The organism is Chloroflexota bacterium (assembly GCA_009840355.1).
GTDB lineage: Bacteria > Chloroflexota > Dehalococcoidia > Lucifugimonadales > JADFKI01 > Bin90.
Genome location: VXNZ01000029.1, coordinates 1 through 12676 on the forward strand (window position 1 = coordinate 1; position 12676 = coordinate 12676).

Genomic DNA, 12676 nt, shown 5'->3' on the forward strand with positions numbered 1-12676 from the left:
ATCACAGAGGCTACGGACTATGCGGAGGGCGTGAGGCGCACCTCGGTGGAACAGTTCGAGAAGCGGGGTGGCAGTGTTGTAGGGACGGAACGCTACGCATCCGATGTGACCGATTTCAGGTCGCAGCTTACCAAGCTGATTGGCGAGAGCCCTGACGCGCTGCACATCGCGGCGCAGTCGGAGTTCACAGGCGGCACTATAATCAAGCAGTCGCGCGAGTTGGGCTTCAATGGTCCGATATACGGCGAAGATGTGGTCGTCGGAGCGACTGCGCTGGAGATAGCGGGCGATGCGGCGACGGGCGTGAAAGCAATCATCGCTGACCTTGACCCCGCCAACTCCAAGGCGCAAGAAGTCCTGTCCAATTTCATGGAACGCTACGATTACATCACCTTGCGCTGGTATCTCGGCTCTGCGTACGACGATGTCTATATCACCGCCGAATGCCTGAAGCGGACGGACGACGACCAGGACGCCGATGGTTTCAGGGACTGTCTGTATGACATCACTTGGAGCGGGGCAATTGGCAGCAACTATAGCTTCGACGAGAACGGCGAGGTCGTCGGCTTGGCGAATGTGGTCGTGGAGATTTTGCCGCCGCCGGACAGAACGGAAGATAACCTTGGGTACAATGTGCTTGGACCGGCGCCGTCCGAGTAGTGCGCGCCTGACGCTGGCGTTTATTGTCGATGGCTAGGTGAGTTAAGTTGCACAGGCTGCGCGAAGATTATGGCACGACTCTGGCGTACTCGCTGACCGTTGCCGCCGCTCTCTATGTCGTTTGGAAGATAACGCAGTCTCCGGAGCAGGCGCTACAGTTTACTTTCAACGGGCTGGCGGTCGGCGCGGTGTACGCCCTGATAGCGATCGGTTTCACGCTCGTCTATAGCACCGTGTGGTTCTTCGACCTGTACTACGGTGCGGCGGCGGCGCTTGGCGCATACGGCGTGTTCTATCTGCGCTCGTTCGACACGCTCGGCGGGCGGTATGAGGTCAACGAGCCGATACTCAATGCCGCATTCGCGCTCGTTACCGCGGGCGTGGCGGCGTGGACAATGCACGAAGCATTTGGCGCACGGCTGCGTCAGCGCGGAATGAGCCGCAATACCATCCGCGCGATAGGCGGCGTAGTAGGCGCGGCGGCGGGCATCTACATGTGGTTCGTCCTAACTTTCCCCGCGATGATGACCGCGCTGTTGAGTCCGGCGGTTGGCGTAATCGTGGCTGTTGTTGTGTGTTGGCTGCTGTATCGCGCATATCGATATGCGCTTGCCGATGCTAGTGCGATACCGGTCGTGATTCTTGGCGCGGTTATTGGCTGTGCGATTGGCGCATACATCGGGAGCCTGATATTGCAGATGGACGGCGCGGGGTTGTACCTGAGCTGGGCAGTGTCCTGCTTGCTTGCCGGCATAGTTGGGCTTGCGCTTTATCGCGGGCTGTATGTGTATATGCGTGAGCGCGCGCGGTCCCCTCTGGTGATGCTGGTGGCGTCGCTAGGCATACTGCTGGCGATGACCGCGTTCACCACGATTATCTTTCAGAGTGCGCCGCGCCCGCTGCCGGAGGCATTCGGCAGCGCGCCGTGGAATATCGCCGGCGCGAACCTTAAGGGCTTCAACGTATTTGCCGTCGGCGTGGCTATTGTCGGCTTTCTCGCGCTGCTGTTCGTGCTGAAGTGGACGACCTTCGGTAAGGCGGTCAGGGCAATTGGCGACGACGAAGAGGTGTCCAAGGTCGTCGGAATCAACACGACGGTGGTCATCGCGATTGTGTTCTTCGTGGGCGCGGTGTACGCTGCGCTGGGTGGCATACTCAGCGGCCACGACACCGCCATACAGCCACGAATGGGCTTATTGCTGCTGCTGAAAGGCTGGATCGCGTCCGTAGTCGGCGGCATCGGCAACCTGTACGGCGCGCTGCTCGGCGGCTTCGTGCTGGGAATGATCGAGCAGTTTGGCATCTGGGATCTCGCCGGCGAATGGAAAGACGCGATTTCGTTCGCGCTGCTAATCTTGTTCCTGTCGTTCTGGCCCAACGGAATCTTGCCGAGAAGGTAGCGCAATGCGAATCATATTGCAACCCATAGCGAACGGTCTGAAAGGCGTCCGCGCTCCACGCAATATATGGAAGGCTTGGCGGGGCAATATACAGCTCTGGGCAAATCTGTTTGTCATCGGCTGGGCAGTGGTGTTTATGCTGTGGCAGGGCGCCGGCTTCGCCGTCACGGTCGGCACTGTGTTCGCCATCTGGGCGATACTCGCCGTAAGCCTGAATCTTGTCGTCGGCTTCACCGGGCTGCTGTCCGTAGGACACATCGGCTTCTTCGGCATAGGCGCGTACTCGATGGCGGTGCTCAGCTCCAGCCCGGAATACGAGCAGCTGCGCACCGAGGCGCTCACGACGTTCGCGTGGCCCTTCTTTGCCGCGCTGCCGGTCAGTGTGCTGCTTTCGGGTGTGGTTGCGCTGGCGGTGGGCGTGGTGTTCAACCGCTTTCGTGATGACATTTATGTGCTGGTGTCGTTCGGCTTTGCAATCATCGCTTTCAATGTGTTCCTGAACGCGCGTGGTCTGACGCGCGGAGCGTTCGGCATACACGAGATTGCCAGGCCGCAGATTGGTAGTTGGACGCTTAATGGCGAATTACAGTTCATGCTGTTCGTTCTGGCATTCCTCGCAGTCGTGATGCTGATTGCTTGGTTTATCGTTACGTCGTCGTTCGGCAGGGTGCTCACCTCTATCCGCGAGGACGAAGATGCCATCGAAGTGTTCGGCTATCAGGCGACGCACTACAAGCTGGCGATATGGGTCATATCCGCAATGATTGCGGGGCTTGCGGGCGGGCTGTTTGCCAGCTGGACGAGTTTCATCGACCCGTTCTCGTTCATATTGCTGGAATCCATATTGCTGGTGTCCATCGTGATACTAGGCGGACTCGCCACCATTTGGGGATCCTTGCTCGGCGCAATGGCATTCGTGCTGCTTGAAGAAGGCATGCGCTTCTTGCCATTCTTGCCACCCGAGTACATCGGGCAGGCAAGGCAGGTGGTGCTGGGCATATTGTTGGTGCTGCTGATGTTGTTCAGACCGCAAGGGCTGGTCGGGAAGTACAAGCTATGAGCATTCACACAACAATTGGTGGGGAACACGCGCCGGACGACTTCGCGCTCGAGACGCGCGAAATCTCCAAGCACTTCGGCGCGGTTAAAGCGGTGGACGAACTGTCCATCTACATACCGCGACGCGGAATGACGAGCATCGTCGGTCCCAACGGGTCTGGCAAGTCCACGCTCATCAACCTGCTCAGCGGCGCACTGCCGCTAGACGGCGGAATGATCATCGTGGACGGGATAGGCTTGCGTGTGGTGAAGGCACACGAAACGCCCGAGCACGGCATCACGCGCACATTTCAGGAGGTGCGCCTGTTCGACCAGATTAGCGTCATGGACAACATAATGGTCGTGCTGACAGACCGCCGTGTATTCCCCTCGCTGTTTGAGCGCGCGAAGCAGTCGCACAGGGCGAAGGCGCAGAGCATCTTGGAAAGCGTAGGACTTTGGGACAAGCGCGATTCGCTGGCGATGGAACTATCCTATGGGCAGCGAAAGTTGCTGGAAATCGGCCGCGCGATGGCGCTCGATGTGCAAATCTACCTGTTCGACGAGCCGTTTGCCGGTCTGTTCCCGCAGATGCTAGAGCGCATCAAGGGCATCCTAAAGCAAGTGCGCGACGATGGCCGCACCGTGCTGTTCATATCGCACAACATGGACATCGTGCGCGAGCTGTCCGACCACCTAATCGTGTTAGACAGCGGGAGGCTGCTAGTCGAAGGCGAGGTGGACGAAGTGCTGACGCGCGAAGAGGTCATCGAGGCGTATCTGGGGACTTAAGCGAGGCGGAGCATTGTGCTGCACGCGCGATCGGATTCCGCGTGAATTGGTTGGATAATTGGCTAGGGAATGGCAGGGCAAGGCATGGAAGACGGCATGACAGACGGCGCAGAACTACTCAGGTTGGTTGACATATCCGTGCATTACGATGCGGTGGTCGCGCTGGATTGCGTATCGTTGGGGGTGCGCAAGGGCGAGGTGGTTGCGGTGATGGGGCCGAACGGCGCTGGCAAGTCCACCGTGCTCAAGGCGGTCATGGGGCTTGCCCCCGTCGTTGAAGGCGAGGTCTTCTTGCGGCAAATGCCATTGGAAGCGGCGACGCACGAGATTGTGAAACAGGGCATTTCGTTCGTGCCTCAGGGCAGGCGCGTCTTCACGCATTTGACCGTTGCGGAAAACTTGGAGATGGGCTGCCTGTACTTGAAGGATAGCGCAGAGAAGGCGCGCCGACTTGACTCCGTTATGGAGTTGTTTCCCATTCTGCACGAGAAGCGTGGCGACCTCGCGAGCCAAATATCAGGCGGTCAGCAGCAGATGCTCGCGCTTGGTAGAGGGCTGATGGCGGCGCCTGAACTGCTGCTGCTCGACGAACCGACGCTTGGGCTCGCGCCCATTGTCGTCGGCGAGGTATTTCAGAAGGTAGCGGAGATAAGCGACCGGCTCAGCACGACGATTCTGGTCGTGGAGCACAACATCAAGGGTGTGCTGGACATCGTGGACAAGGCGTATGTGCTGGACAAGGGGCGCGTCGTGCACTCTGGCACACCGCAGTCCATCCGAGAGACCGATATTCTGACACAGGTGTTTCTGGGCAGCTGAGCCGTCTATTCGTCCGGCGTCAGCACGTCGCGGGAGAGCGTCAGGCAGGTTATGTCGTCCGACTGCACCGTGCCATCCGCGAACGACGACACAGCGTTGAATATCTTCTCCACCGCATCCTGCGCGTTGATGGGCGGATGATCGACGAATGTCTGCATCAGCCGTTTGATACCGAATTGCTCGCCCTCGCTGTTCATCGCCTCAGTTACGCCGTCCGTGTAGCAGATGACGGTGTCGCCGGGGTTGAGCGTAACGCTGTTCTGCTCGAACTCAATGTCCGGCACGATGCCGAGCACCAGTCCGCTGGTCAGGTCCAGCAGTTCCGAGCTGCCATCCTCGTGCACGACTAGCGGCGCGTCGTGGCCACCGCTGGCGTAGGTGAACTGCCCGTTCTCAGGGTCGTACACTGCATAGAGCACGGTTACGAACATCTGCGGGTCGTTGTCTTCCGCGAGCATGGAGTTGACGATGCCCAGCACTTCGCCCGGGTCTCGCGCGCTGATGGCTGCGCCCTTCATCATCGTGCGGCTGGACATCATGAATAGCGCGGCAGGCACCCCCTTATCAGACACATCCGCGACCGACAACCCAACGCAACGGTCTTCAAGAAGCACCAAGTCGAAGAAGTCTCCGCCGACTTCCTTGGCGGGCTCCATGCTGCCGAAAATCCTGAAACCTTCATGCTTGGGGAACTCTGTAGGCAATATGGATTGCTGTATCTGATTGGCGACATCCAACTCGCTTTCCAGCGCCGTGAGCTTGTCGCGAGACGACATCGCTTCGCGCCATTCCTGCAGATTGCGCAGCGTGCGCTCTATCGTAACGCGCAGGTCGCCGAAGTCTATCGGCTTGGTAACGAAGTCGAACGCGCCGCGGTTCATCGCCGTGCGTATGTTGTTCATATCGCCATACGCGGACACGACGATGGCGCGAGTATTGGGGTTGACGTCCGGTATCTTTTCCAGAAGCGCAAGCCCGTCCATACCGGGCATATTGATGTCGGTGATGATCATGTCGATGTCGCTGATCTCGCTCAGCACATCGATCGCTTCGATGCCATTCCCCGCAAAGTGGAACTCGTACTTGCCGCGCCGAATGTCGCGGCGCATCCGCTGCATCACCAGCGGCCTCAGGTCTGGCTCATCATCCACAACCAGTATCTTTTTCGCCATTTCTTTCATCGGTGCTCCTAAGAAAGAAAATTCCACACGAATAATAGCAGAATTACACCTTCTAAATCATATCCATCGGGCGAGATTCCGCGTCGCGCGTCAATGTAAAAGTATTGCCTCTATGCTACCCATTTTATAAAGCATGTGCAATATGTCAGTGCATAAGAAACGACAATTCAGCAACCACTGTCCGGAATTAGACGCTCAACCCTATGGATGGCACAACATCCGTACCGGCATTATATAAGATGTACTGCGATTATTCTAGAATCTTCTTTGCCAGAGAGACGACTTGACAGATCCCCAATGTTGTCATTCCGGGTTGTTCTTGTCATTCCGAACGCAGTGAGGAATCTGAAACATGTCCCTGCGAAGGCAGGGATCGTTGCATGCAAACCTGTTTTCGACTCTAGATTTCTAGCTTCGCTCGAAATGGCAGGTACGAATTGCAAATGGCACGCATAAATTGCATTTGTGAAATCGTACTTTACTAATCAGAATGAAGCAGCGGCTAGTCACTTCCCCCGTTAATGGGGGAGGCTAGGACGTAGGTGATGGTTTGAAAGGAACTTACAGACAGAATACGCTAACCGGACTCCCTGTAATCTTGTGAAATCAGGCGCAATGTGTTAGGTTCTCTAACAGACATTTCTTCGTTCGAGGTAATGAGTATGTTCGACCATGATGTGCTAATAATCGGTGCAGGACTTGCGGGAATGCGCGCCGCACTTGCCGCCGTCGAGGCGGGCGCCGATGTCGCAGTCGTGACTAAGGTGCATCCCGTGCGCAGCCACTCAAACGCCGCGCAAGGCGGCATTAACGCCGCGCTCACCGACAGGGGCGACGACTGGCGCGAGCACGCCTTTGACACCATCAAAGGCAGCGACTATCTCGGCGACCAAGACGCTATATCCGTGATGTGCCGGGAGGCGGGCGACGAAGTCATCTCCATGGAGCACATGGGCGTCATATTCAACCGCGACGACGAGGGCAGGCTTGGCACGCGAGCATTCGGCGGGCAGCGCCAGGCGCGCACATTCTTCGTCTCGGACTTCACCGGGCAGGCGCTCTTGCATGTGCTGTATGAACAGGTGATGAAGGCGGGCGTCCGAATCTACGAAGAGTGGTTCTTGCTTTCGCTCATCGTGGAAGACGGCAATTGCGCCGGCGCAGTCATAATGGAAATTCGCAGCGGCGATATCCATGTGGTTCGCTCCAAGACGGTCATCATCGCTTCCGGCGGTCTTGGCCGCGTATTCGAGCCCAGCACCAACGCGCTCATCTGCACCGGCGACGGTATGTCCGCAGCGTACCGCGTTGGCGCATCGCTGATGGACATGGAGATGGTGCAGTACCATCCGACCACGCTAAAGGGCAGCGGCGTGCTAATCACCGAGGGCGCGCGCGGTGAAGGCGCATATCTGCTCAACTCCGAGGGGCAGCGCTTTATGGAGCGGTATGCCCCGAATATGATGGAACTCGCATCGCGCGATGTCGTTTCGCGCGCGGAGCAGACCGAAATCAACGAGGGCAGGGGCATCGACGGCTGCGTGCTGCTCGATGTACGGCATCTTGGCGAGGCGGTCATTAACGAGCGCCTGAGCCAGATCCGCGAGATTGGCAGGGACTTTGCTAATGTCGATTTGCTGCACGAGCCTATCCCCATTCGACCGGGCATGCACTACCAGATGGGCGGCATCAAGACCGATGTCGATGGTCAGACCGAAGTCGCCGGGTTGTACGCCGCGGGAGAGGCCGCATGCGTCAGCGTTCACGGCGGCAACCGGCTCGGCGCGAACTCGCTTCTGGACACCCTTGTGTTCGGCAGGCGCTCTGGCGAACACGCCGCGCAGTTGGCGAAGGCCAAGCAGCACAGCACAACCGTTAGCGACGCATCCGCAGACAGCGACCGCGTTTACATCCAGCGCCTGTTGGGCAACGACAGCAACGGAGAGATGTTCGGCAAGATACGGCGCGAGATGGGCGATGTGATGAACGAACACCTCGCTGTGTACCGCGAACAAAATGGCATGGAAACCGCACTCGGCGAACTACGCGGACTACGCGAGCGGTTCAACAGCGTTGCGGTGCCGGACAAAAGTAAGACATTTAACACGAACCTGTTGTTCACGCTTGAACTTGGTTTCATGGTGGACTGCGCGGAAGCGATCGCGCTATCGGCTATTGAGCGTAAGGAGAGCAGGGGAGCGCACACCAGGACGGACGCCCCGGACAGGGATGACGAGAACTGGCTGCGTCACATCCTAGTCAAGCACACGGAAGACGGACCGCAAATAGACTATATGCCCGTGGTCATTACGGATTGGGAGCCGCAAGTACGCAGCTACTAGCGCGTGCTTGCGAGCCGACTGACACAATGGAACGCCTGCAATTGCATACGGTGTTTCCCCCAAAGGGTGGCATAGATAGATGGAAGTAACCTTTAGCGTCAAAAGATTCAACCCGGAGGACGGCAGCCAAGAGGCGCACTATCAGTCGTACACGCTGACGATGGACGATTCCGCAACCGTGCTCGACGGGCTGATTCGCATTCGTGAAGAGATGGATGGCAGCCTGACGTTCAGGTGTTCCTGCCGCAGCGCGATTTGTGGCTCGTGCGGCATGCGCATCAACGGGCAGGCGGGCTTAGCGTGCAACACGAAGGTCATTGACGTTCTGAAAGGCGACGCGCCTGTCGTCGTCGAGCCGATGGGCAATATGCCTGTCGTCAAAGACCTCGTTACCGACATGGCGATTCACTGGGACAAGGTGCGTGCCATACAGCCGTGGTTGCAGCACAGCGGTCCCGAACCCGAAGCCGAGCACATCGCGCCTAACGAAGACATGGTGCATCTCGCCGGCGTGATGAGCTGCATTATGTGCGGCGCGTGCGTCTCGGACTGCACATCGCTCGAAGTCGATACGAACTTCGTTGGACCGGCGGCGCTCGCCAAGGCATACAGGTTCGTCGCAGACCCGCGAGACGACGCGGATGCATCCCGGCTCGGCAGCCTAAACGAATACGGCGGCATCTGGGACTGCACGCGCTGCATGCAGTGCGTCGAAGCGTGTCCCAAGGGCGTCGCGCCGATGGAGCGCATAATGTCCCTGCGCGACAAGGCGATCGATGCCGGCTACAATAACACTTACGGCGCGCGCCACGCTGAGGCGTTCGCCAGCTCCGTGGAGCATAGCGGCTGGCTTGATGAGACGAGCCTGGTGGTCAACACCTACGGCAAGACGAACATCAAAGAGATGGTCAAGCTCATCCCGGTCGCCGCGCGTTCGTTCAAGGTTGGCAAAGTTCCGCCGCTCATTCACAAGAAGCGCCCAGGCGCGGAGAATGTGCAGCGGATATTTGAAAAGGTCGAAAGCAGGAAATGAAATACGCATTCTACCCTGGCTGCGTAGCGCAGGGCGCCGCGCCGGAACTCTACACATCGACGATAGAAGTCTGCCGCATTCTCGGCATCGAGCTCGACCATGAACCGATGCAGAGTGCGTCTTGCACGGGCGCGGGCGTGCTTCAAGAGAAGAACCTGCGTCTCGGTGACACGCTCAACGCGCGCAACTTCGCGCTGGCGGAACGCTCCGGCTTGCCGCTGATGACGATTTGCAGCACCTGCCAGGGCGTAATGTCGCAGGCGAACCAGCGGCTCACATCGGACGCCGATTACCTGTCATCGATCAACGAAGACCTCGCCGAAGAGGGCTTGGAGTACAGGGGCACTGCCAACCCGAAGCATCTGCTCTGGGCAATCGTAGAAGACATCGGCATCGACAAGCTGAAGTCGCTGGTCGTGCGCCCGCTGACGGGATTCAAAGCGGCGCCATTCTACGGCTGCTACATCGTGCGCCCAAGCTCTGCGCTCGGATTCGCCGAAAACCCGGGCCGCTCCGACGCGCTCGAGCAGGTAATCGAAGCAATCGGCGCGACTGTCGTGGACTTCCCCGGCAAGACGCTCTGCTGCGGCTTCCCCATCCTGACCATCAATCAGACGAACTCCATGAAGATGGTCTCCAATCACACGCTTGACGCCAAAGACAGGGGCGCGGACGCGATGGTAACACCCTGCCCGCTGTGCCACCTGAACCTAGACGGCTACCAGCCGCAAGCCGCCAAGCAAGCGCAGCAGCCCATTGACCTGCCCATAATGCACCTGCCGCAGATGATAGGCTTAGCGCTAGGCATAGACCCCGTCGCTATGCGCCTGAACAAGCACATAGTATCCACCCGGCGGATGCTTTCGACGATAGGCGTATCGCCCTGATTCGCACGCAACACGCCACCAAGGCCGACCTGTACAAGGGGATGGTCGCCATGGCGGCTGCCCTCAGCGTTGTCGCAGGCGTGATACTACGCTTTGGGTAACAGACTTGTAGCCATGCCCTCCACCGTAGGCATGTTGCGTAGCTATTGAGCCGTCGGGTCCTGTAGCAGCGATTCTGCTGGTATTCCTATGTGCTTGTGCAGTGCCCTTGCAATCTGCATCGTAATCTCCCCCTTGCCCGAAAGCACCTCCGCCACCTGCTGTTGGCTGCCAATCAGCGGCACAAGATCATCCTTCGTCACGCCGTGCAGCTCCATGCCGTACTCTATCGCGCCGATAAGGGCGGCCCGATGGAGTAGTGTCTGTCTTCGTATATCACTATAAGGTCAGTGAGTACATCAAGCTCGTCGCCCTCTGGAGTGCCTAACTTCGAGTGGAAGATATCCTCAACTCTGGTAAGCGCTGCCTCATAATCTTCTTCTGTTCGGATTGGATTAACGGAAACCATGGTTATACACTCTCTGCATCAATACGGTCGTATTCCGCATGCGTGCCGATGAACCAGATAGCGATAGGGAGTACAAATATACATTTAAGATTCATTCTGGATAGGATGACAGCTCGCAAGCATTTATGTGCGTTCTGACTCGTTGCGTCTAAGCTAGGACAAATGTAAAATCTTGGTGGTCAAATCTCGAGTGAGTCTAAATTGTACCAGACTTACCGACAGTAAATGGCAGGTGGTGGGCGTATGGAATCTGGAACTTTCCGCGATGTATTGAGAAGGTTAGATGGCAACTCCATCAGTACCGTAGAAAAAGGACGCAGCTTCGAGGAACTGGTTAAGTTCTTCATCGAGCAGGACGTGGTCCAAGCAATGCGGTTTTCCAAAGTATGGCTTTGGGAGGACTGGCCACATAACAATCAGCGGCGTGATACTGGCATGGACCTTGTAGCTCAAGAGAGAAACACTGGAGAGTTCGTAGCTATCCAGTGCAAATTCTATGAACCCAACAATAGGATAGGGTTGGATGAAGTGAATAAGTTTCTGAGTGCTTACGGTACTGTTCAGTTTGCCGGCGGCATTTTTGTATCCACTTCTGACAACCTGACGCACGACGCGGCAGCAGCTTTTCAAAACAGAGATAAGCCTGTGGTTCGTTGGGGTCCGGCTATCTTCGAAAACTCTTCAATAGATTGGCGAACGTTTAATTTAACCCAAATCGCTGAACAGGCTCGCCAAGCACAAGTACAGCGCGACCAGATGACCGACCTTCTGATTCACATGGTTAATTCTAATCAGGCGCAAACTGCATTGGAGCTTATCGCAGCTGGAGTCGACATCAATGTGAGAGTCGGTACTGGTTTCACTCCATTGGAGTTTGCGGTTGCCTTAGGTCATATTGAGACAGCAATAGCGCTGATATCCGCCGGTGCTGACCTTAATGTTAGGAATACCGGGGGCTTCACTCCATTGCACTCTGCGTCTTTCGCAGGTCATACAGATATAGTGAGAGCACTGATATCCGCTGGTGCTGACCTTGACGCTAGCAATGAAGACGGCGTTACACCCTTGGAGCTTGCGTATACTGCTGGAGAGCATACAGATGGAGAGCATACAGAAATAGCCAATGCACTGATCACTGCTGGAGCGGATATTAACGCACGAAACAGCGTTGGCGGTACGGCTTTGCATTTTGCTTCTGGCAAAAATGACATTGAGGCAGTCAATGCACTGATTTCTGCTGGGGCATATCTCAATGCCAGACTTGAGGATGGAAATACACCCCTGGCCGGCGCAGTTATGTTTGGTCACTTGGAAACGACCTCAGTGCTTCTGTCTGCTGGTGCTGACCCAAATGTTAGCAATGACGACCACATCGCTGCCCTGTACGTGGCGGCTGGGAAAGGCTATACAGAAATTGTCAACGCACTGATATCCGCTGGTGCGGAAGTGAATGGCAGTGAAGGTTCTGCCACTCCTCTATATGTTGCAGTTTCGCAAGGTCATACGGATATAGTGAATGTACTAATTTCTGCTGGCGCGGATATCAACGCTGGTGATGGCACTGGCACTCCCCTGGGGTTAGCGGTTGTAAATGGCTATACAGAAGTGGCTAAGGCACTTATCTCAGGTGGCGCTGACCTTAACACGAAAGATACTGCCGTTACGAATCTGCACTTAGCGGCTATGCAAGGTCATAGAGAAATAGTGAAAGCGTTGATTTCTGCTGGTGCGGATGTCAACGCTAGTGGTGGATCCGGCACCCCTCTATATGCTGCAATTGTGCAGGGTCATGCGGGGATAGTGAATACGCTGATATCTGCTGGTGCAGACATAAACGCCAGTGATGATGGGGCTTTCAACAACCCTCTACTTGGTGCGGTTGCAAATAGTCATGTCGAAATAGCTAGTGTGCTTATCGCCGCTGGTGCAGAACTTAATCCTAGTGACAGAAACGGTGCAACGCCTCTGCTTGGTGCGGCTGCGAACGGTCATACCGAAATAGCTAGAGCACTCATC

At 56.8% G+C, this 12676-nt stretch carries 9 protein-coding genes and 2 pseudogenes (1 of these 11 cut by a window edge); 9 read left to right on the plus strand and 2 right to left on the minus strand.

Annotated features, from left to right (window positions below; all coding sequences use genetic code 11):
- The 5 genes from F4X57_08930 to F4X57_08950 all read left to right on the plus strand — a co-directional run bounded on the left by F4X57_08930 (window position 1) and on the right by F4X57_08950 (window position 4709).
- Window positions 1-660: an ABC transporter substrate-binding protein gene (locus F4X57_08930; protein MYC07280.1), complete on the plus strand. Its 660-nt coding sequence runs from the start codon at window positions 1-3 to the stop codon at window positions 658-660.
- A 47-nt stretch (window positions 661-707) separates the two neighbouring features.
- The gene (locus tag F4X57_08935; protein MYC07281.1) at window positions 708-2060 is read left to right on the plus strand and encodes a branched-chain amino acid ABC transporter permease; all 1353 of its coding nucleotides are present in this window, start codon (window positions 708-710) and stop codon (window positions 2058-2060) included.
- A gap of 4 nt (window positions 2061-2064) precedes the next feature.
- Window positions 2065-3120, plus strand: a complete 1056-nt coding sequence (locus F4X57_08940) for a branched-chain amino acid ABC transporter permease (protein ID MYC07282.1) — start codon at window positions 2065-2067, stop codon at window positions 3118-3120.
- A complete protein-coding gene (locus tag F4X57_08945) occupies window positions 3117-3890 on the plus strand; it encodes an ATP-binding cassette domain-containing protein (GenBank protein ID MYC07283.1) in 774 nt (257 codons plus the stop codon). Before F4X57_08940 ends, F4X57_08945 begins: the two co-directional genes overlap by 4 nt.
- Window positions 3891-3986: 96 nt before the next feature.
- Complete coding sequence (locus F4X57_08950) at window positions 3987-4709, plus strand: ABC transporter ATP-binding protein (protein MYC07284.1); 723 nt, start codon at window positions 3987-3989, stop codon at window positions 4707-4709.
- A gap of 5 nt (window positions 4710-4714) precedes the next feature.
- On the opposite strand, the gene F4X57_08955 is transcribed toward F4X57_08950, so the two are convergent.
- Window positions 4715-5890 (minus strand): SpoIIE family protein phosphatase, encoded by a 1176-nt coding sequence (locus F4X57_08955; GenBank protein ID MYC07285.1) that lies wholly within the window; start codon window positions 5888-5890, stop codon window positions 4715-4717.
- A 662-nt stretch (window positions 5891-6552) separates the two neighbouring features.
- Between F4X57_08955 and F4X57_08960 the strand changes: the two genes are divergently transcribed.
- The 3 genes from F4X57_08960 to F4X57_08970 all read left to right on the plus strand — a co-directional run bounded on the left by F4X57_08960 (window position 6553) and on the right by F4X57_08970 (window position 10152).
- Window positions 6553-8232, plus strand: coding sequence for an FAD-binding protein (locus F4X57_08960; protein MYC07286.1), 1680 nt, complete (start codon window positions 6553-6555; stop codon window positions 8230-8232).
- A 79-nt stretch (window positions 8233-8311) separates the two neighbouring features.
- Entirely contained in the window at window positions 8312-9265 is a 954-nt protein-coding gene (sdhB, locus tag F4X57_08965; protein ID MYC07287.1) for a succinate dehydrogenase iron-sulfur subunit, read from the plus strand.
- Window positions 9262-10152: a heterodisulfide reductase gene (locus F4X57_08970; GenBank protein MYC07288.1), complete on the plus strand. Its 891-nt coding sequence runs from the start codon at window positions 9262-9264 to the stop codon at window positions 10150-10152. The genes sdhB and F4X57_08970 overlap by 4 nt, the downstream gene beginning before the upstream one ends.
- Before the next feature lie 143 nt (window positions 10153-10295).
- Here F4X57_08970 and F4X57_08975 read toward each other — a convergent pair.
- Window positions 10296-10660: pseudogene (locus F4X57_08975) on the minus strand (hypothetical protein).
- Window positions 10661-10885: 225 nt separating this feature from the next.
- Here F4X57_08975 and F4X57_08980 point away from each other — a divergent pair.
- A pseudogene (locus tag F4X57_08980) lies at window positions 10886-12676 on the plus strand (hypothetical protein) (it continues 51 nt past the right edge of the window).